Below are 19867 nucleotides of genomic sequence, written 5' to 3'. Positions count from 1 at the left end.
CTTTCGCCTCGACAGCAAGGGGCGGAGCAAGTGCGGTGACTGTACCCGGCGGTATGCGGCGGCGACAATCTTCCTCGGGTTTCGGGCGGGCGTGAAACGGGCATTCGCTCGCCTTTCGCCGCGCTGGGAGTCCGTACTCGGCGGGGCGTTCGAGAAGCGTTCGGCCAGCGTACGGAGGGGTTCCGGGGCGTTGTGCCCCACCCGTGCCGCGAATCTCGCAAGTTCAGGGGGTCGCCCGGCGGATCAGACGGGCCGAAGTCCGGCGACCGGCAGGTCGTCACGGTGTGTGTGCGGCGTCCCGGCGGGCTCGGCGTCAGGCGGCTCCGGTGGCGGGCGTGTCGAGGTGCGTGCCACCCCGTTCGGTGCCACCCGGTTCGGCGGCGCCCGCCGCGGCGCCGTCCCCCTGGGCGGTGCCCGCCTCCGCCCCGTGGCCGTCGGCGAGTTCGTCCCGGATCCAGGCGGCGACCGTGCGGTCCACCGGGAGCATGAGGTGTCCGACGCCCCGCACCCGCACGTTGGTCACCGCGAGATCGGGGTGCTCCAGCCTGCCGCTTCGCACCGGCACCACGAACAGGTCGTGGTCGCCCCACACGCTCACGAAACGGGTGCGACTGCCGCCCGGCACCGGCGCGGCCAGCTCCTCCAGCAGCCCCGAACCCGGCACCATCTGGCGCGCCACCGGGTGCGGGGTGAGCGCCGCCGCGGTGTAGGTGCCCGTGTGCGGCGTGCCGAGGGTGACCAGGGTGCGGACGTGGGCGTCGCCGCCGTGGAGTTGCACGTAGCAGCGGCCGATGAGGCCGCCCAGGCTGTGGCCCACGACGTCCACGCGCTCATGACCGGTGCGGCGGCAGATCTCCCTCACCCGTGCGTCCAGGGTCTCGACGGCCTCGTGGATGTCCCAGGTGAGCGGGGAGTGGTTCAGGCAGTACACGTGCGGCCAGCCGTTCCCCAGGAGCGACCGGCGAAGCATCACGAACGTGGAACGGTTGTCGCAGAAGCCGTGCAGCAGCAGCACGGGCGGGGCGGACACGCCCCGCGTGGAGAGGGTCGCGGTGGGTTGTGCTTCCTCGAGGTCGGGGTCCCGCTCGGGGCATATGCCGGTCGGGTAGAGCAGCAGGTGCCCGGTCAGTGCCAGCGCCTCGCGTGTCGCCGCGCGCAGGAACGGCATTCCCGACATGGCCAACCACCTCCCGATCCGCGCCCTCGGGCTCGGCGCCGTCTGGAGACGACGAGTGCCCCGGATACGCGATCTTGTGCGGTCCTTGGTGTGATTTCCCCCTCCCTCCGTGCCGCGAAACTGCCAGGATGGGTGAGAGGGGCGATAACGTTCGTTCACCTGGGTGGGCCGGATGCCGTCCCGGGGCGCGTCGCGAGTATGGAGGCAGTGATGGGTGTGTCGGGTCCGATCCGCGTGGTGGTCGCCAAGCCGGGTCTCGACGGCCATGACCGCGGCGCGAAGGTCATCGCGCGGGCGCTGCGCGACGCGGGCATGGAGGTCATCTACACGGGCCTGCACCAGACGCCCGAGCAGATCGTCGACACGGCGATCCAGGAGGACGCCGACGCGATCGGTCTCTCCATCCTCTCCGGCGCGCACAACACGCTCTTCGCCAAGGTCCTCGAGCTGCTGCGGGAGCGCGACGCGCTGGACATCAAGGTGTTCGGCGGCGGGATCATCCCCGAGGACGACATCGCGCCGCTGAAGGAGCAGGGCGTCGCGGAGATCTTCACGCCCGGCGCCCCCACGGGTGACGTCGTCGCCTGGGTCCGCGGCAACGTCCGCGACCTCGCGGCGTAGCGCTTCCCGGAAGCCGGGCGCCCCTTCCGGCCGCACCGCTCGCCACGCGGAGACGAGCACCGCCCCCTGCTCGCCGACGCTTCGCCCCGGGAGGCCAGCCCCGCCCGCAGGTGGCTCCCGCCTCCGGTGGCCCGTGGCGCTTCCCCCTCGGTCGCGCCGCGTCGGCTGGCCGCCGCCCGGCGGTGAGCCGGACGGCTGGAGTCCGGCCTGCCCGTGGCGTGAGGGGCCCGGGATCAGGGCGCGGGGCGGGATTCCACCGGGCTGAGTTCGGCGAGCATCGTCGCGCGCATCCGCAAGGTCGCCACGAGCCGCTGGAACGCCTCCGCCCAGTAGCCGCAGGCGCCCGGGGAGCCGTCCCGCGGCTCGTCCGGTATCGCCGCAAGCGGAGCCAGCCGCTCCGCGTCGGCCGGGTCCAGGCACCGTTCCGCCAGCCCCAGCACACCGCTGAAGCTCCACGGGTAGCTGCCCGCGTCGCGGGCGATCTCCAGGGCGTCCATCACCGCTCTGCCCAGACCGCCCGACCACGGCACCGCGCACACGCCGAGTATCCGGAAGGCGTCGGAGAGTCCGTGCGCCGCGATGAAGCCGGCCGCCCAGGCCGCCCGCTCGTCGGCCGGCAGCACGGTGAGCAGCTTCGCCGGATCGCCCGGCCCCTGTGCGGGCGGCGCGGCGGGCGCGCCGACGAGGGCCCGGGCCCACGCGACGTCCCGCTGTCGCACCGCCGCACGGCACCAGGCGGCGTGCAGGTCCTCACGCCAGCCGTCGGCCACCGGCAGGGCGACGATCTCCGTCGCCGAACGGCCGCCGAAGCGGTCCGTCCAGGTGCCCAGCGGGGTGGCCTCCACGACCTGGCCGAGCCACCAGGACCGCTCGCCCCGCCCGGACGGCGGTCTCGGCACGACGCCGTCCCGCTGCATCGCCGTGTCGCATTCGTGCGGCGCCTCGACGGCGATCCCGGCGCCGTCGGGCGCCGACCGGCCGTCCGCGTCCCGCGCCCGCGTGCCGTCGGGGGCGACGCACGAGCGGGCTCGCTCGGCCATCCGGGTGGCGAGCGCGGAGCCGGGCAGCCCGGAGAGCAGTTCGGCCGCCGTCGCCCGCACCGTCCGGCTCCGGTCGGTGAGGGCACGCTCGAGGAACGGCTCGTCCTCGGGCGACAGGCCGTCCCGGAGCGTGTCGAGGAACATCAGCCGGTCCTCGGCCCGCTCCGTCGTCCACGTGCTCTCCAGCAGGGCGAGCCCGGCCGCGGCGTCACAGCGGCGCAGGGAGCCGAGCAGGGCGACGCGCTCCGCGAAGAGCCCCTCCTCCCAGAGCCGCCGGTCGGGCTGGGCGTCCTCCGCGACGCCGCCCGCGTTGCGGAGGGCGAACTTCCAGTCCTGGTTCAGCCTCGCCAGCCAGCGCGCCCGCGGGCCGCCGAAGGCGAGGGTCTGGGCGCGCAGGTCCGTGCGGGCACGGGCGGCGTCCAGCAGCGCGGGCAGCAGGGCGTACGGCGCGCGGTAGCCGTGCCGGTTGGCCACGGCCAGCCACTGCGGCAGCAGTTCGGCGAGGTCCGGTGCGGTGCCGCGACGACCGCCGCCCGGCCCGGCGACGCGGTGGGCGAGCAGCAGGGTCAGCCGGTCGGCCGCTGCCGCGGGGAGCGGTGGCCGCGCGTCCGGCGGCGCGGGGTCGAGGCGCGGCCCGGCCTGCGCGGGCCGCGCGCCGGCGCGGCGCCGGACGGTCGCCACGGCGGCGGCGTCCAGCAGCGCGACGGTGCTGCCGCCTGGTGGGGGCCTCCGCTCGGCGCCGAGCAGGGCGGCGCCCAGCAGTTCGCTCCAGGGGGTCGTCGGTGCGTCCACGCTCTCGTCCCTCCGTCCGGTGGCTTCCGGCTGCGGCGCCCGCGTCTCGCGGGCGGGCGCGGTCACAGCGGCACCGCCGTGGTCTCGCCGGCGCCGGGCGCCCATGCCGTGTGCGGGGCGAAGCCGCGGTGCCCGCACTCCCCGAACACCGTGACGGGACCGCCCCCGGAGAGGGCGACGAGCCGCCACAGCCGGGACTCCGGAACTGCGGGCGCGACCGGGAGCGCCGTGTCGCCGTCCGCGTCCGCCAGCTGCCACCCGCCGTGCTCCGCCGGGCGTACCGGCACCACGTCCCGCAGCACGACCGGCCACCCGTCGAGCCACGGGTCCTCGGCCAGCGCGGCGCCATAGGCGGCGAGCGCGTCGTCCGTGCTGCCGCCGGGCGGGACGAAGCCCGCGGACGGCGCCGACCGCCGTTCGCCCAGGGCGGCCCGCAGCGGTGCGGCGCCCGGGTAGTAGGCCAGATCCGCGTCGAGCACGGTGCCGACGGGCAGCGTGATCTGCGGTGCGCGTCCGGCGGCCCCGAAGGCGAGCAGCAGGGCGGGCCGTCCCGAGGCGCGCCCGTGCAGCCATATCCGGCGGGCGGTCAGCCTGCCCTCCTCGGTGTCCCGTTGGGCGAGGACGAGCCACGCGTCACGCCGCAGGCTCCCGTCTGCGCCTGCCGCTTCGGCGAGCACCGTCGCCGCGTCGACGTTCAGGCCCGTCCGGGCCCGTACCGTCGCGGCGAGCGGCTCGGGCAGCCGGCCGTCGTGCGCCGCGCGCCAGCCCCGGGCGAGCAGGTGCAGCAGCGCGCACTCCGCGAGCAGCCGGTCCGGCCAGCCGGGCCCGGAGGCGGCGACGGCGCCCAACTCCCGCACCCGCCCGGCCAGGCCGGGGGCCTGAGCGTCGACCATGCGGGCGGCCGTCTGCTCCCACTCGCCGTAGCCCGCGCCGTCCGCTCCCGCCAGGCCGCGGCCCAGCAGGTCCGCCAGGCGTTGCTCCAGCTCCGTCGCCCCGGCGGTGATCGCCGCGGTGCGCCGTTCGGCGCGTCGCCGGGCCGCCTGCGGGTCTCCTGCCCCTCGCCCGGCCGCAGCTCCGTCGCCGTCGGACGAGCCGTTCCCCCCGGTCGCCCCCGCGCCCGCGGCACGGGCGGAGGCCCGCGCGCGCCGCCCGTTCAGCCACTCCGCCGCCCACGGGGGCGGCTCGGCGTCCTCCCCCACGCACGGCTCCGCGCCGGCCCACAGCAGGAGCAGGCCCAGCGCGTGCTTGCAGGGGAACTTGCGGCTGGGGCAACTGCACCGGTATCCCGGTCCGTCGCCTCCCGCGAGGTCCACGACCGCCTGGTACGGCGTCCTGCCGCTGCCCTTGCACAGCCCCCACACCGCGTCGTCCCCGCTGCCCGCCTCCGACCACGGGCCGGGCGCCGCGAGCCGGCTGCCGCTCTTCCGCGACGACGCGTCGGGCGCCAGCGCGAGCACCTGTTCCGCTGTCCAGCGGACCCCCTGACCACTCATGTCACCGACGGTAGGACCCGCCACTGACAATCCGTCGGGACCCCTCTCCGACCTGCGGTGACGCTCTTTCAGGCGACCACTGTCAGTGCTGCCGTGCAAGGTGGGACCACATCGATCCGTTGCACGCCGAGGGGGAGTTGTGACCGAGACGCATGCCCTGCGACCGCACGCCGAGGACGCCTTCGCCGACGAGCTGAAGGCGCTCGCGGCCGCCGACGACCGGCCGCGCCCCGAGCGCTGGCGGCTGTCACCGTGGGCCGTGGCGACCTACCTGCTCGGCGGCACCCTGGCCGACGGCACGGTCATCACCCCCAAGTACGTGGGCCCGCGCCGCATCGTCGAGGTCGCCGTCACCACCCTGGCCACCGACCGGGCGCTGCTGCTCCTCGGTGTGCCGGGCACCGCGAAGACCTGGGTGTCCGAGCACCTGGCCGCCGCCGTCAGCGGCGACTCCACCCTGCTGGTGCAGGGCACGGCCGGCACCCCGGAGGAGGCCGTCCGGTACGGGTGGAACTACGCCCAGCTCCTCGCGCACGGGCCGAGCCGGGACGCCCTGGTGCCCAGCCCCGTGATGCGGGCGATGGCGGACGGCATGACCGCCCGCGTCGAGGAGCTGACCCGCATGCCGGCCGACGTGCAGGACACGTTGATCACCATCCTGTCGGAGAAGACCCTCCCGATACCGGAACTCGGCGAGGAGGTGCAGGCGGTGCGCGGCTTCAACCTCATCGCCACGGCCAACGACCGCGACCGCGGCGTCAACGAGCTGTCCAGCGCCCTGCGCCGACGGTTCAACACCGTGGTGCTCCCGCTCCCGGCCACCGCCGAGGCGGAGGTGGACATCGTCTCCCGCCGCGTCGACCAGCTCGGCCGGTCCCTGGACCTGCCGGCGCTGCCCGACGGCGTCGACGAGATCCGCCGCGTCGTCACCGTCTTCCGCGAACTGCGGGACGGCGTCACCTCCGACGGCCGCACGAAGGTCAAGTCGCCGTCCGGCACGCTCTCGACGGCCGAGGCGATCTCGGTGGTCACCGGCGGGCTCGCGCTGGCCGCGCACTTCGGCGACGGCGTGCTGCGCGCCGGCGACGTCGCCGCGGGCATCCTCGGCGCGGTCGTCCGCGACCCGGCGTCCGACCGTGTGGTGTGGCAGGAGTACCTGGAGGCCGTGGTGCGCGAGCGGGAGGGGTGGAAGGACTTCTACCGTGCCTGCCGCGAGGTGTCCGAGTGAACGGGCCGCTGCTGCTGGGCGTCCGCCACCACGGGCCGGGCTCCGCCCGCGCGGTACGGGCGGCCCTCGACGCCCGGGCGCCGAAGATCCTCCTCGTCGAAGGGCCGCCGGAGGCGGACGACCTCCTGCCGCTCGCCGCCGACCCGGGCATGCGGCCGCCGGTCGCGCTGCTGGCGCACGTCCCGGCCGAGCCGGGCCGGGCGGCGTTCTGGCCGCTGGCCGACTTCTCGCCGGAGTGGGTCGCCGTCCGGTGGGCGCTGGCCCGCGGGGTCCCCGTGAGGTTCATCGACCTGCCCGCCGCCCACACCCTCGCTCTCGGCGGCGACCACGGCGACGACGGTGACGACGAACCGGAACCGGACCCGGAGGCAGAGCCGGAGCCCGCACCGCCGGGCGACGAGAAGGGCGCGACACCCCGCGCGCCCGGAGCGGCATCCGGTGCCGCCCGTCTCGACCCGGTCGCGGCCCTCGCCGGGACGGCCGGTCATGACGACCCCGAGCGGTGGTGGGAGGACGTCGTCGAGCACCGCGGCCGGCCCCGCGGCGACGGGACCGGAGACCCGGACCCGTTCGCGCCCTTCGCGGCGCTCGGCGAGGCGATGGCCGCGCTCCGCGCGGCGCACGGCGAGGACGGGCACGAGCGGGATCTCGTCCGCGAGGCGCACATGCGCCTGCGGCTGCGCGAGGCCCGCCGGGCCTACGGGGACGAGCACGTCGCCGTCGTCTGCGGCGCCTGGCACGTCCCGGCGCTGGCCCGGTCCGTGAAGGTCGCGGACGACCGGGCGCTGCTGCGCGGACTCCCCAAGGCGCGCGTCGAGGTGACGTGGGTGCCCTGGACCCACCGCCGCCTCGCCCGGCAGAGCGGCTACGGCGCCGGCATCGACTCGCCCGGCTGGTACGGCCACCTCTTCACCGCGCCCGACCGGCCCGTGGAACGCTGGATGACCCGGATCGCCGGGCTGCTGCGTGACGAGGACCTCCTCGTCTCCTCGGCTCACGTGATCGAGGCCGTCCGCCTCGCCGACACCCTCGCCGCGCTCCGCGGCCGCCCGCTGGCCGGACTCACCGAGACGATGGACGCGGCGCGCGCCGTGCTGTGCGAGGGCTCCGAAGTCCCGCTGCACCTCGTCCGCGACCGACTCGTCGTCGGCGACGTACTCGGCGAGGTGCCCGACGACGCCCCGGCGGTCCCGCTGCACCGCGACCTGGCGCGGCAGCAGAAGTCGCTGCGCCTGCGGCCCGAGGCGTCCGACCGCGAACTCGACCTCGACCTGCGGAAGGACACCGACGCCGCCCGCAGCCGCCTGCTGCACCGCCTGCGGCTGCTCGGGGTGCACTGGGGCAGCCCCGCGGTCCCGCGCTCCGCCCACACCGGCACCTTCCGGGAGAGCTGGCGGCTGCGCTGGGAGCCCGAACTCGCCGTCCGCACGGCGGAGGCGGGCGTCTGGGGTACGACCGTCCTGGCCGCGGCGACGGCCAAGGCGCGCTCGGCGGCCGTCGCCGCGCGTGCCCTGGCCGACGTCACCACCCTCGCGGAACAGTGCCTGCTGGCGGATCTGCCGGACGCGCTGCCGGTCGTGATGCGGACCCTCGCCGACCGGGCGGCGCTGGACGCCGACATCGGCCACCTGGTGCAGGCGCTGCCCGCCCTGGTGCGGACCGTCCGGTACGGGGACGTGCGCGGCACGGACGCCGCGGCCCCCGCGCAGGTCGCCGTGGGCCTGGCCGAACGGGTCGGCGTCGGCCTGCCGCCCGCCTGCGCGGGACTCGACGCGGACGGGGCCGCGCAGATGAGGGAACACCTCGACACCGCGCACCACGCGATCGCACTGCTCGCGCAGCAGGAAGGGGTGCCCGGCGCCGCGGAACTCCCGGACCGCTGGCGGCGCGTGCTCCGCGCCCTGGCCGACCGGGAGCGCGTCCCGGGGCTGCTGCGCGGCCGGTGCGTGCGGCTGCTCCTCGACGACGGGAGGCTCGCCGACGGCGAGGCGGCCCGGCTGCTGGGGCTCGCCCTGTCTCCGGGGGCGCCCCCGCTGGAGGCGGCGGCGTGGATCGAGGGCTTCCTCGCCGGTGGGGGCATGCTCCTCGCGCACGACGAACGGCTGCTCGGTCTCGTGGACCGCTGGCTGACCTCGGTCGCCCCGCACGCCTTCACGGAGGTGCTGCCGCTGCTGCGCCGGACGTTCGCAGAGTACGAGGCGGGTGTACGGCGGACGTTGGGGGAGTTGCTGCGCCGCGGTCCCGCGGCGGCGGGCGGCGCCCGGGGCGCGGGGCCCGGGGGGCTCCCCGGGTTCGGCCCCGGTGCCGACGCGGAGCGCGCCGATGCGGTGCTGCCCACGCTGCGGCTGCTGCTGGCCGCGCCGTGAAGGGGCCGACGGGGAGGCGGGCTGCTGGCCCCGTGCGGGTCGCCCGCTGCGCCGCCGGCGAGGGGACACCAGGGCGGGGACTGAGCGGCAGGGTTCGGGACGAGGGGAGCGAGCGATGACGCGGACAGGGAGCGGGGCAGTGGGGGAGGACGTGGCAGACGGGCAGTTCCGCGCCGGGGGCGAGGAGCGGATGCGGCGGTGGCGGCTGGTGCTGGGGGGTGGCGACGGCCCGGAAACCGACGGGACCGGTTACGCGCTCGGCGGTGCGGACGCCGCGATGGACCGCACTCTCGCGGCCCTCTACGGCGGCGCCGCCGACGGCCCCGGGCAGGGGAACCGCCCCGCCGACCGTCCCGGCGGTCTGGGGGCCTCGGCTCCGCGCGTGGCGCGCTGGCTCGGTGACATCCGTACGTACTTCCCGGCCTCGGTCGTCCAGGTGATGCAGCGGGACGCCGTCGACCGGCTGGGCCTGTCCTCGCTGCTCCTCGAGCCGGAGATGCTGGAGGCCGTGGAGCCGGACGTGCACCTGGTCGGCACGTTGCTCTCCCTGCACAGGGCGATGCCCGAGTCGAGCCGCGAGACGGCCCGTGCCGTGGTCCGCGCCGTGGTGGAGCAGCTGGAGCGGAAGCTGGCGACCCGTACCCGTGCGACGCTCACCGGGGCCCTGGACCGGTCCGCGCGCGTCGCGCGCCCGCGTCACCGGGACATCGACTGGGACCGCACCATCCGCGCGAACCTGAAGAACTACCTGCCGTCCCACGGCACCGTCGTCCCCGAGCGGCTGGTCGGTTACGCGCGCGCCGCGCAGGCGGTCAAGAAGGACGTCGTGCTGTGCATCGACCAGTCGGGGTCGATGGCGTCGTCCGTCGTGTACGCGTCCGTTTTCGGCGCGGTGCTGGCGTCCATGCGGTCGCTCGACACCCGTCTGGTCGTCTTCGACACCAACGTCGTCGACCTGACCGACGAGCTGGACGACCCGGTGGACGTGCTGTTCGGCACCCAGCTCGGCGGCGGTACGGACATCAACCGGGCGCTCGCCTACTGCCAGTCACGGATCACCCGCCCCGCCGAGACCGTGGTGGTGCTGATCAGCGACCTGTACGAGGGCGGCATACGGGACGAGATGCTCAAACGGGTCGCCGCGATGAAGGCCGCGGGAGTCCAGTTCGTCACACTGCTCGCGCTGTCCGACGAGGGCGCACCGGCGTACGACCGGGCGCACGCCGCCGCGCTGGCCGCCCTGGGGGCGCCCGCGTTCGCCTGCACCCCGGACCTGTTCCCCGAGGTCATGGCCGCCGCGATCGAGAAGCGGCCGCTGCCCGTGCCGCACGACGACTGAGGTCCGGGCCCCACGGGAGGCGGCCGGCGGGCCGGAGGAGACGCGCACAAGCTGTGACAGGTGTCACCGCGCCGGTGTGAGCTGGAATTCATGGAGCACTCACCGACAGAGCTACCCTGCAAGGCGGACATGCCGCGCGCCATCGGTGACGCCGCGGCCACGCGGCACGCCCACGCTGACAACGACCGCGATACCACTGATTAAGGGGACGTACGCGCGTGGACCTGTTCGAGTACCAGGCGAGGGACATCTTCGCCAAGCATGACGTACCGGTGCTGGCCGGTGAAGTCATCGACACGCCCGAAGCGGCGCGCGAGGTGACTGAGCGACTCGGCGGTCGCGCGGTCGTCAAGGCGCAGGTGAAGACCGGCGGCCGCGGCAAGGCGGGCGGCGTGAAGCTGGCCTCCGACGCCGACGACGCGGTCGAGAAGGCCCGGGCCATCCTGGGGATGGACATCAAGGGCCACACGGTCCACAAGGTGATGCTGGCGCAGACCGCCGACATCGCCGAGGAGTACTACGTCTCCTTCCTCCTCGACCGCACCAACCGCACCTTCCTGGCCATGGCCTCCGTCGAGGGCGGTGTCGAGATCGAGGAGGTCGCGGCGACCAAGCCCGAGGCCCTCGCCAAGATCCCGGTGGACGCGATCGAGGGCGTGACCGAGGCCAAGGCCCGCGAGATCGTTGAGGCCGCGAAGTTCCCGGCCGAGCTGCACGACCAGGTGGTGAACGTCCTGCGGAAGCTGTGGGACGTCTTCATCAAGGAGGACGCCCTCCTGGTGGAGGTGAACCCGCTGGTCAAGACCGGTGACGGCAAGGTCATCGCGCTGGACGGCAAGGTGTCGCTGGACGAGAACGCCGAGTTCCGGCAGCCCGACCACGCCGCGCTCGAGGACAAGGCCGCGGCCAACCCGCTCGAGGCCGCCGCCAAGGCCAAGGGCCTGAACTACGTCAAGCTCGAGGGCCAGGTCGGCATCATCGGCAACGGCGCGGGCCTGGTCATGTCCACCCTCGACGTCGTCGCGTACGCGGGCGAGGCCCACGGCAACGTGAAGCCGGCCAACTTCCTGGACATCGGCGGCGGCGCCTCCGCCGAGGTCATGGCGAACGGCCTGGAGATCATCCTCGGCGACCCGGACGTCCGGTCCGTGTTCGTCAACGTCTTCGGCGGCATCACCGCCTGCGACGCGGTCGCCAACGGCATCGTCCAGGCCCTGGAACTCCTCAAGTCCAAGGGCGAGGACGTCAACAAGCCGCTGGTCGTGCGTCTGGACGGCAACAACGCCGAGCTGGGCCGCAAGATCCTGACCGACGCCGCCCACCCGCTGGTGCAGCAGGTCGACACGATGGACGGAGCGGCCGACAAGGCCGCCGAGCTGGCCGCCAAGTAAGGGACGAGGACGCACAAGAACATGGCTATCTTCCTCACCAAGGAAAGCAAGGTCATCGTCCAGGGGATGACCGGCTCCGAAGGCCAGAAGCACACCAAGCGCATGCTGGCGTCGGGCACCCACATCGTCGGCGGCGTCAACCCGCGCAAGGCGGGCACCACCGTCGACTTCGACGGCACCGAGATCCCGGTGTTCGGCGGCGTCAAGGAGGCCATGGAGGCCACCGGCGCGGACGTCACCGTCATCTTCGTGCCGGAGAAGTTCACCAAGAGCGCGGTCGTCGAGGCCATCGACGCCGAGATCCCGCTCGCCGTGGTGATCACCGAGGGCATCGCGGTGCACGACTCCGCGACCTTCTGGGCCTACGCGACGCAGAAGGGCAACAAGACCCGCATCGTCGGCCCGAACTGCCCGGGTCTGATCACCCCCGGTCAGTCGAACGCCGGCATCATCCCGGCCGACATCACCAAGCCGGGCCGCATCGGGCTGGTCTCGAAGTCCGGCACGCTGACGTACCAGATGATGTACGAGCTGCGGGACATCGGCTTCTCCACCTGCGTCGGCATCGGTGGCGACCCGGTCATCGGCACCACCCACATCGACGCCCTGGAGGCGTTCGAGGCCGACGCGGACACCGACCTGATCGTCATGATCGGTGAGATCGGCGGCGACGCCGAGGAGCGCGCGGCGGACTTCATCAAGGAGAACGTCTCCAAGCCGGTCGTCGGCTACGTCGCGGGCTTCACCGCTCCCGAGGGCAAGACGATGGGCCACGCCGGTGCGATCGTGTCCGGTTCCTCCGGCACCGCTCAGGCGAAGAAGGAGGCCCTGGAGGCCGCGGGCGTGAAGGTCGGCAAGACCCCGTCCGAGACCGCGCGCCTGGCGCGCGAGCTGCTGAACGGCTGACCACCGGCCGTCGCACGCGTGAACGGGCCCGCACCCTCGGGGTGCGGGCCCGTCAGCGTTCCGCCGGACCCGCCTTCTCCGCCGAACCGGCCTTCTCCGCCGGGCTGGCCTTCTTCGCCGGGCCGGTGGGGCTCGCCTGCGGCTGGACGGTCGCCCGCCCGTCCCGCTCGACCAGGTGCACCCGGTAGTTCCCCGACCGCACCTCCGGCAGATACGCCGTCCCGGGCACGACGCCCGGCGCGGGCCCCTGGGCCGACATGGTGGGGGAGGGTGACGCCGTGGGCGCGCCCCCGCCGTTGCGGGCGTCCCCCGCCGGCCCCGGACCGGCGCCTCCCTGCTCCGGCGCGGCCAGCGCCACCGTCACGGCGGCGGCCACCAGGGCGGTCAGCCCCCATGCTGCTCCGGTGCGCTGCCGGCTGGTCCGTTCGCAGTCCTCGCGCACGTGAGCCGCTGGGAGCGGGGTGCGGACGTGCGGGGTGGTCAGCAGCAGCCCCAGCCGGTGGGCGAGCAGGGGCACGCGGCGCTCGGCGCGGGCGTCATCCAGTTCCGGCACGCGCGCCGTGAGCATCTCCCGCGCATGGGTGAGGCGCGCACGGGTCGCCGCGGTGCTCGCCTCCGTCTCGGCGGCGGTGGCGGCCAGGTCCAGCCCCAGACCGTCGTGCAGCAGCAGGCACCGCCGGTACGGGCGGGGCAGGGTGAGCAGCCCGGCCAGCAGGGCGCGGTCCGCGGGCGGGCCGGGATACGCCGGGAGGGTGCGGCGTCCGGGTACGAGCCCGTGCCAGGGGGACAGCGCGTAGTCGTAGGCCACGAGCCGCACCCAGCCGGCCGGGTCGCGGTCCCCGGCGACCTCCGGCCAGTGCTCCCAGGCAGTGCGGAAGGCGTGCGTGACGGCCCGCTCGGCGATCCCGGGATGGCCGCACAGCAGGTAGGCCTGGCGGGTGAACGGCGTGGCGTGGCGCAGGTGGAGCAGGTCGAAGGCGGCCTGTGCCTGCCCGGCGCGGCGCGTGCGGCAGGGACTCCTCCGGTCGGTCCTCCACGCCTGTCGCACCGTCATAGGTACCTCTTCACACAGCGGTTGGTCGCCCTGGGGTCCCACCTCCGGGATCACCAGACATACTGTGTGAAAAGTGTGTTCTCCGCATGAGATGCGACACCACGACGAAGCATGCCATCCGCTGCGAAAACGGCACGTCTTGGCAGCATGGCGCCGTGAGTCACCAGATCCAGCGGCCCTCCCCGCCCCACCCGGACGGACCAGCGGACGGCACAGCCCCCCACGCGGCACCCCGCGCGCGTGCGCCGCGCCGGGCGGCCCCTCCGGAGGGCGCGCGGCGGGGCTGGCGGCCGCATGCCGCACGGCTGCTGGGCGGGCTGATCGCTGCCGCGCTCGGCCTCGGGTTGCTGGCCGTCGCCGTCCTGCTGCTCTGGATCGCCTCGCCCGCACCGCAGGGCGGGCCGGAGGGGGCCCTGCACGTCGCCGCCGGCCTGTGGCTGACGGCCCACGGCGCCGGCCTCGTCCGGACCAGCACCGTCACCGGAGAAGCCGTTCCGGTGGACCTGACACCGCTGCTGGCGGCGGCGCTGCCGCTCTGGCTGATCAGCCGTGCCGTGCGCAACGCCCTCGCGGAAGCCTTCCCCGCCCTCGCGGACCCGTCCTCCGACCGGGCGGACGCCTCCCCCGACCGCGCCGGGGCCGTGCGGGTCGCCGCCACGGTCGTCGCCGGCTACCTGCTCGCCGGGACGGCCGTCGCCCTCTACGCCCACGACGGACCGCTCCGGGCCGATCCGCTCGGCGCTGCGGCATGGCCGGCGGGCACCGCGTCCGCGGTCGCGGCGGTCGTGGTCTGGATGTCCCTGGGGCGCCCCGGCCCGGCCCTCCGCGGCGCGGCGGAGGCCTGCGCCGGTCCGGCGCTGCGCGCGGCCGGACTGGGCGTCGCGCTGCTTCTCGGCGGCGGCCTGGTGCTGACGCTGCTGGCCCTCGGTCTGCACGGCGAGGAGGCGTGGGCGGCCGTGGAACGCCTCAGCGGGAACGGGCCGGGCCGGACGGCGGTGGTGCTGCTGGCCCTCGCCCTGCTGCCGAACGCCGTGATCTGGGCCGCGTCGTACGGGCTCGGTCCCGGATTCGCGCTCGGCACGGCGGGCATGGCGGGCCCGTTCGCGGCGTCAGCCGAGGGCGGTGTGCTGCCGGTTTCCTTCCCGCTGTTCGCGGCGCTGCCGGCGGGCGTCCCCGGGACGCCGCTGACCTGGGCCACCGTGGCGCTTCCGGTGGCCGCCGGGCTCGGGGCCGGGGTGAGCACGGGCCGGGACGCCGCCCCGGTGGCCGCTCCGCTGCCCCGGGGCCACGGGGTCGAGGACACCCTCGACGCGCGCGAGACGGCGCTCACGGTGTGCGCGGCCGCAGGGCTCTGCGGGGCGGCGCTGGCGGCGCTGGCCGCTCTCGCCTCGGGCGCTCTCGGCACGGGGGCGCTGGCTCACGTCGGGCCGACCTGGTGGGCGACCGGTGCCGCGGCGGCGGCGTGGACGGCGGTGCTCGGCGTGCCGACGGCGCTGGGCCTGCGGGCCTGGCGCCTGCGCGCACGCGGCGCGTTCGCCGAGAACGTCCGCTGGCGGATGCGGCTGCGCCGCGGCGACGTGCCCGGGCCCGACGACCCGGCCTGGCACGACACGGGCGCGCGCCGGTCGCGGTGGGCGGCGCTGAAAGCCGCGTCCGGCGGCCTGATGAACGACTTCTCGCCCCGTGGACGGTACGGAGACCGGGACCGATACCCGGGTCGGGACCGGGGCGACTGAGCCGCCCCGGGCGGCTACTGCCCGGAGGGCTGCTCGCCCAGCCAGAACGGCACCTGGTCGTCCGGCAGGTCCTCGCACTGCTCACGCGCCGCCTGCGTCAGCGCGTCCTGCCGGCAGGTGTAGTACTCCTCGTACACCATCCGCTGGGTGAACCCGCCGACGACGCTCAGCAACGCCAGCCCACCCGCGACCAGGCCGCTGATCGCCGCCGCCCGCCGGGCCTTCGCGGCCTGCGCGGGGGTGACGGTGAGCTCCGTGCCCGCCGGGCGGGAAGCGCCGCTCCCGCTGCCCGCGCGGTCCGTGCCCGCCACGTCCTCCGCGGTGGCGTGAGCCGACGCTGCGGACCGCACGCTCGACGGGCCGCGGAGCGCGCTCACGCCCCAGTACACCGACAGGGCACCGAGCAGCAGTCCGATCTCGAACTGGCCGAGCACCGCGAAGAACAGGCCCCAGATGCCGCCGTGCAGGGCATAGCGCGCGTGCCGCTGCTTGGGGTCGGTGGGGTCCCAGCGCATGCCGGGAGTCTTCCGGCCGCCGTCGCCGCCCTGGTCCGGGCGGCGCGGGCCGCCGAAGCCGCCGTCCTGGCGACCGGGCTGCTGCGTGCTCCAGCGCCCGCCCCACGGCGAGCCCTGCGAGCCCTGCGACCCGTGCGGTCCCGAAGAAGACCCGGGCCCTTCGCCGGGCCCTTCGCCGGGTCCGCCGCCGGTGCCGTCTCCGCCCGGCCCGCCGTCCCCCCGGCCTCCCCGGTCGTCGCCGCCCTCGGGGCGGCGCGGCTGCCAGGGCCGGTCGGGGCGGCCCTCGGGCGGAGCGGCGAAGGGATTGTCCTCGCGCGAGGGGTCGGTGTCGGCGTGGGCCGTGCGGCGGCGTCGGTCGGTCATGTGGTGTGTGTCTTCCCCTGCTTCTCTCCGTGCCGGCGGGCCCGTACCCGCCCGACGCTACCTGCCCCACGCGCCCCCGTCCCGCGAGGGGCCGGAAGGGTGCCGGTATCGTTGCCGACGGTCGACCGGTTCGTAGAGTTCCCCGGAAACCGGTGCTCCACGTACTTGTGGGTCCCTACGAAGCCTCTCGCCGACTCGAACCTCCCTTTCCGCCTCGCCAGAAAGTGCACCGCCGTGGCAGCGCACCGGAACCGTCCCGCCCGTCTCGTCGTGCTCGTCTCCGGTTCCGGCACAAACCTCCAGGCGCTGCTGGACGAGATCGCGGCGCACGGCGTCGACGCGTACGGCGCCGAGGTGGTGGCGGTGGGAGCCGACCGCGGCGGGATCGCCGCCCTGGACCGCGCCGAGCGTGCCGGCCTGCCGTCCTTCGTCTGCCGCGTCCGCGACCACGCCGACCGCGACGCCTGGGACCGGGCGCTGGCCGAGGAGACCGCCGCCCACGACCCGGACCTGGTGGTCTCGGCGGGCTTCATGAAGATCGTGGGACCGGCCTTCCTGGCGCGGTTCGGCGGACTGTTCGTCAACACGCACCCCGCGCTGCTCCCCAGCTTCCCCGGTGCGCACGGCGTGCGCGACGCCCTGGAGTACGGCGTCAAGGTCACCGGCTGCACCGTCCACTTCGTCGACGACGGCGTCGACACCGGCCCGATCATCGCCCAGGGCGTGGTCGAGGTCACCGAGGAGGACCACGCCGACGGGGGAGCCGCACTGCACGAACGGATCAAGGAAGTCGAGCGACGGCTGCTCGTCGAGGTCGTCGGGCGTCTGGCCCGTGACGGCTACCGCATCAAGGGACGAAAGGTACTGATCCCGTGACCGCCACCGCCACTGACAACGCCTCCGGTGCCGCCGAAGACAGCACCCGGCGGCCGATCCGCCGCGCTCTGGTCAGCGTCTACGACAAGACCGGCCTGGAGGAGCTGGCCCGCGGCCTGCACGGGGCCGGCGTCCAGATCGTCTCCACCGGCTCCACCGCCCGCCGCATCGCCGACGCGGGGGTCCCGGTCACCGGCGTCGAGGAGCTGACCGGCTTCCCCGAGTGCCTGGACGGCCGCGTCAAGACGCTGCACCCCCGCGTCCACGCCGGCATCCTGGCCGACCAGCGCCTGGAGGACCACCGCAGCCAGCTCGCCGAGCTGGGCGTGGAGCCGTTCGAGCTGGTCGTCGTGAACCTCTACCCGTTCCGCGAGACGGTCGCCTCCGGCGCCACCCCGGACGAGTGCGTCGAGCAGATCGACATCGGCGGCCCGTCGATGGTCCGCGCCGCCGCCAAGAACCACCCGTCGGTGTCCGTGGTCGTCAACCCGGGCCGCTACGGGGCCGTGCTCGCGGCCGTGGGGGACGGCGGCTTCACTCTGCATCAGCGCAAGCGGCTGGCGGCCGAGGCGTTCCAGCACACGGCCGCGTACGACGTGGCCGTCGCCACCTGGTTCGCCGCCGGCTACGCGGCGGGCGGCTCCAGCGAGAACGAGCCCGGCGAACCGACCGCGTTCCCCGAGTTCTTCGGCGCCACCTACGAGCGCACCTCCGTGCTCCGCTACGGCGAGAACCCGCACCAGCCGGCCGCGCTCTACGCCACCGGCAACGGTGGTCTGGCACAGGCCGAGCAGCTGCACGGCAAGGAGATGTCCTACAACAACTACGTGGACACCGAGGCCGCCCGCCGCGCCGCCCACGACCACGCCGAGCCGTGCGTCGCGATCATCAAGCACGCCAATCCCTGCGGCATCGCGACCGGTTCGGACGTCGCCGAGGCGCACCGCAAGGCCCACGCCTGCGACCCGCTGTCCGCGTACGGCGGGGTCATCGCCGTCAACCGGCCGGTGTCGAAGGAGATGGCGGAGCAGGTCGCCGGGATCTTCACCGAGGTCGTCGTCGCCCCCGGCTACGAGGAGGGCGCCCTCGAGGCGCTGACGCGGAAGAAGAACATCCGGGTGCTGCGCTGTGTGGAGGCACCCTCCGACCCGGTCGAGATGAAGCCGATCGACGGCGGCGTGCTGCTCCAGGCCGCGGACCGGCTCCAGGCGTCCGGCGACGACCCGGCCCGCTGGACGCTGGCCACCGGCGAGGCGCTGCCGGAGGACGAGCTGGCCGAACTCGCCTTCGCCTGGCGGGCCTGCCGCGCGGTGAAGTCCAACGCCATCCTGCTCGCCAAGGACCGCGCCACGGTCGGCGTCGGCATGGGGCAGGTCAACCGCGTCGACTCGGCGAAGCTCGCCGTGCAGCGGGCGGGGGAGGAGCGGGCCACCGGCGCATACGCGGCGTCCGACGCGTTCTTCCCGTTCCCGGACGGCCTCCAGGTGCTGACGGCGGCCGGTGTCCGCGCCGTCGTGCAGCCCGGCGGTTCGGTCCGCGACGACGCGGTGACCGAGGCCGCGGAGGCGGCCGGCGTCACCATGTACCTCACCGGCACCCGCCACTTCTTCCACTGACGGCCGCCACCGCCGGCCGCCGGGCGCGGTGACGGTGCCGCACGTGAAGAGGGCCGCCCCGGACCGTACGGTCCGGGGCGGCCCTCTTCACGCGGCCACGCGCGGGTCAGTACCGGGGGCGGTTGAACCAGGCCCCGGTCGGGCCCATGGCCAGGAAGATCACGGTCACCACGGCGGTGGCCGTCCAGAGGATGGAGATGACCACGCCCGCGGCGTTGCCGTCCGACGCCCCGCCCAGCAGCGCGAGCAGCGCGACAAGGGAGTTCAGCGACGACGCGATGATGCCGGTGACCCGCGCGCCGGTGCCGCCCTTGCCGAACATCGAGGCCGGCACGATGTGCAGCGCCGCCAGGCCGCCGAACAGCAGGAAGAGCAGCAGGCCGACGCCGACCGCCTCACCGCTGTCTGCGACGTCCATCTCCTCCAGCATCGACTGCGCGGCGAGCGAGCCGATCAGCATCAGCAGACCCATCAGCGCCCACAGCGATCCCGCGACGAAGAGCAGCACACGGGCGGTGACCGCTTGCGCGGGCATGCCCTGCTGGGGACCCCCGCCCGGCATGCCGGGCGCCGCCGGGTACGGCTGCTGCTGGGGGTAGCCGTACCCCGGTGCCGGCTGCTGCTGCGGGTAGCCGTAGCCCGGTGCCGGCTGCTGCTTCTGACCGTAATAGTCGCCCGAAGGGGCGGCCCCGTACGGGTTGTTGGGATCGGGCGGATAGCTCATGACCGAGACTTTACCTCCGTGGGACGCCTGCGGTGGGCGTCAGGTGGGCTCAGTGGCGCGGGCGGTCGAACCAGGCCTTGCCGTCGGCCTTCGAGACGAACACGATGACCAGGATCGCCATGACCACGAAGACCAGGCTGACGATGGAGGCGATGTTCAGGAGCCCGACCAGGGCGACCAGCGCGCTGTAGACGATGGCGCCGATGCGCACGCCGTTGCCGCCCTTGGCGAACTTCGCGGCCAGCAGGATGCCCGCGACGGCGAAGGCGAGGTAGAGGACGCCCATTCCGGCGAGCAGGCCGGTGCCCAGGTCGTTGAGCATCTCGAGGTTGGCGTCGCCCTGCAGCTCCGGGTCGTCGGCGATGCTGCCGATGGCCGCCGCGGCGATGAACATCAGGACCGCGCCGACGACGCTGAGGCCGCCCGTCACGTACAGCATGATCCGGGAGGTCTTGACCGGGCTGGGCATCGTCGTGGGGACGCCGACGGCACCGTAGGCCGGGTCCGCGCCGCCGCCGTACGAGGGCAGGCCGGCGTCCTGCTGGGGGGAGCCGTAGCCGGGCTGGCCCTGGGGCTGCTGGGCGTACGGGTTGTTCGGGTCCTGGCCCGGCTGGGAGGGGTAACTCATGG

16 protein-coding genes are annotated in these 19867 nt (G+C 74.8%); 9 read left to right on the top strand and 7 right to left on the bottom strand.

Features of this window, described 5'->3' with window-relative positions; genetic code table 11:
* Nucleotides 1-313 precede the first annotated feature (313 nt).
* On the bottom strand, nt 314-1177 hold the full coding sequence (locus RM572_RS17265) for an alpha/beta fold hydrolase (protein ID WP_311674258.1): 864 nt from the start codon (nt 1175-1177) through the stop codon (nt 314-316).
* 210 nt (nt 1178-1387) lie between these two features.
* Between RM572_RS17265 and RM572_RS17260 the strand changes: the two genes are divergently transcribed.
* Nucleotides 1388-1798: a cobalamin B12-binding domain-containing protein gene (locus RM572_RS17260; protein WP_027763304.1), complete on the top strand. Its 411-nt coding sequence runs from the start codon at nt 1388-1390 to the stop codon at nt 1796-1798.
* A 233-nt stretch (nt 1799-2031) separates the two neighbouring features.
* Here the strand turns inward: RM572_RS17260 and RM572_RS17255 are convergent, their stop codons facing one another.
* Nucleotides 2032-3735, bottom strand: a complete 1704-nt coding sequence (locus RM572_RS17255; protein WP_394813630.1) for a DUF5691 domain-containing protein — start codon at nt 3733-3735, stop codon at nt 2032-2034.
* Entirely contained in the window at nt 3693-5123 is a 1431-nt protein-coding gene (locus tag RM572_RS17250; RefSeq protein ID WP_311674255.1) for an SWIM zinc finger family protein, read from the bottom strand. The genes RM572_RS17255 and RM572_RS17250 overlap by 43 nt, the downstream gene beginning before the upstream one ends.
* A gap of 100 nt (nt 5124-5223) precedes the next feature.
* Here RM572_RS17250 and RM572_RS17245 point away from each other — a divergent pair, with 100 nt between their 5' ends.
* The 5 genes from RM572_RS17245 (at nt 5224) to sucD (ending at nt 12353) form a co-directional block, all read left to right on the top strand.
* Nucleotides 5224-6351 carry an ATP-binding protein gene (locus tag RM572_RS17245; protein ID WP_394813629.1) on the top strand — a complete coding sequence of 376 codons (1128 nt, stop codon included), beginning with the start codon at nt 5224-5226 and terminating at the stop codon, nt 6349-6351.
* Nucleotides 6309-8717, top strand: a complete 2409-nt coding sequence (locus RM572_RS17240; RefSeq protein WP_394813628.1) for a DUF5682 family protein — start codon at nt 6309-6311, stop codon at nt 8715-8717. The genes RM572_RS17245 and RM572_RS17240 overlap by 43 nt, the downstream gene beginning before the upstream one ends.
* Nucleotides 8718-8832: 115 nt before the next feature.
* Complete coding sequence (locus RM572_RS17235; RefSeq protein ID WP_311674252.1) at nt 8833-10056, top strand: VWA domain-containing protein; 1224 nt, start codon at nt 8833-8835, stop codon at nt 10054-10056.
* Nucleotides 10057-10274: 218 nt separating this feature from the next.
* Nucleotides 10275-11447: an ADP-forming succinate--CoA ligase subunit beta gene (sucC, locus tag RM572_RS17230; RefSeq protein WP_027763299.1), complete on the top strand. Its 1173-nt coding sequence runs from the start codon at nt 10275-10277 to the stop codon at nt 11445-11447.
* 21 nt (nt 11448-11468) lie between these two features.
* Nucleotides 11469-12353: a succinate--CoA ligase subunit alpha gene (gene sucD, locus RM572_RS17225; RefSeq protein WP_311674250.1), complete on the top strand. Its 885-nt coding sequence runs from the start codon at nt 11469-11471 to the stop codon at nt 12351-12353.
* A 52-nt stretch (nt 12354-12405) separates the two neighbouring features.
* On the opposite strand, the gene RM572_RS17220 is transcribed toward sucD, so the two are convergent.
* Complete coding sequence (locus tag RM572_RS17220; protein ID WP_311674249.1) at nt 12406-13407, bottom strand: sigma factor-like helix-turn-helix DNA-binding protein; 1002 nt, start codon at nt 13405-13407, stop codon at nt 12406-12408.
* A gap of 155 nt (nt 13408-13562) precedes the next feature.
* Here RM572_RS17220 and RM572_RS17215 point away from each other — a divergent pair, with 155 nt between their 5' ends.
* Complete coding sequence (locus RM572_RS17215; protein WP_311674248.1) at nt 13563-15143, top strand: cell division protein PerM; 1581 nt, start codon at nt 13563-13565, stop codon at nt 15141-15143.
* A 14-nt stretch (nt 15144-15157) separates the two neighbouring features.
* Here RM572_RS17215 and RM572_RS17210 read toward each other — a convergent pair whose 3' ends face one another.
* Nucleotides 15158-16021 (bottom strand): hypothetical protein, encoded by an 864-nt coding sequence (locus RM572_RS17210; RefSeq protein ID WP_311674247.1) that lies wholly within the window; start codon nt 16019-16021, stop codon nt 15158-15160.
* A 234-nt stretch (nt 16022-16255) separates the two neighbouring features.
* Between RM572_RS17210 and purN the strand changes: the two genes are divergently transcribed.
* Nucleotides 16256-16897, top strand: coding sequence for a phosphoribosylglycinamide formyltransferase (purN, locus tag RM572_RS17205; protein WP_311674246.1), 642 nt, complete (start codon nt 16256-16258; stop codon nt 16895-16897).
* Nucleotides 16894-18513, top strand: coding sequence for a bifunctional phosphoribosylaminoimidazolecarboxamide formyltransferase/IMP cyclohydrolase (purH, locus tag RM572_RS17200; RefSeq protein ID WP_311674245.1), 1620 nt, complete (start codon nt 16894-16896; stop codon nt 18511-18513). The genes purN and purH overlap by 4 nt, the downstream gene beginning before the upstream one ends.
* 106 nt (nt 18514-18619) lie before the next feature.
* On the opposite strand, the gene RM572_RS17195 is transcribed toward purH, so the two are convergent.
* Together RM572_RS17195 and RM572_RS17190 are read right to left on the bottom strand one after the other, a co-directional pair.
* Nucleotides 18620-19237 carry a hypothetical protein gene (locus tag RM572_RS17195; protein ID WP_311674244.1) on the bottom strand — a complete coding sequence of 206 codons (618 nt, stop codon included), beginning with the start codon at nt 19235-19237 and terminating at the stop codon, nt 18620-18622.
* A 49-nt stretch (nt 19238-19286) separates the two neighbouring features.
* Nucleotides 19287-19865 (bottom strand): hypothetical protein, encoded by a 579-nt coding sequence (locus RM572_RS17190; RefSeq protein WP_311674243.1) that lies wholly within the window; start codon nt 19863-19865, stop codon nt 19287-19289.
* Nucleotides 19866-19867: the final 2 nt, after the last annotated feature.

This window comes from Streptomyces hazeniae (assembly GCF_031845485.1).
GTDB lineage: Bacteria > Actinomycetota > Actinomycetes > Streptomycetales > Streptomycetaceae > Streptomyces > Streptomyces hazeniae.
Note: the sequence above shows the minus strand (reverse complement) of the source record. Positions and strands in the feature narration are given on the sequence as shown.

Coding starts and splice junctions, on each gene's coding strand:
- RM572_RS17265 (WP_311674258.1), bottom strand. CDS start 1,177: ATGTCGGGAATGCCGTTCCTGCGCGCGGCGACACGCGAGGCGCTGGCA.
- RM572_RS17260 (WP_027763304.1), top strand. CDS start 1,388: ATGGGTGTGTCGGGTCCGATCCGCGTGGTGGTCGCCAAGCCGGGTCTC.
- RM572_RS17255 (WP_394813630.1), bottom strand. CDS start 3,735: ATGGGCGCCCGGCGCCGGCGAGACCACGGCGGTGCCGCTGTGACCGCG.
- RM572_RS17250 (WP_311674255.1), bottom strand. CDS start 5,123: ATGAGTGGTCAGGGGGTCCGCTGGACAGCGGAACAGGTGCTCGCGCTG.
- RM572_RS17235 (WP_311674252.1), top strand. CDS start 8,833: ATGACGCGGACAGGGAGCGGGGCAGTGGGGGAGGACGTGGCAGACGGG.
- sucD (WP_311674250.1), top strand. CDS start 11,469: ATGGCTATCTTCCTCACCAAGGAAAGCAAGGTCATCGTCCAGGGGATG.
- RM572_RS17220 (WP_311674249.1), bottom strand. CDS start 13,407: ATGACGGTGCGACAGGCGTGGAGGACCGACCGGAGGAGTCCCTGCCGC.
- RM572_RS17210 (WP_311674247.1), bottom strand. CDS start 16,021: ATGACCGACCGACGCCGCCGCACGGCCCACGCCGACACCGACCCCTCG.
- RM572_RS17195 (WP_311674244.1), bottom strand. CDS start 19,237: ATGAGCTATCCGCCCGATCCCAACAACCCGTACGGGGCCGCCCCTTCG.
- RM572_RS17190 (WP_311674243.1), bottom strand. CDS start 19,865: ATGAGTTACCCCTCCCAGCCGGGCCAGGACCCGAACAACCCGTACGCC.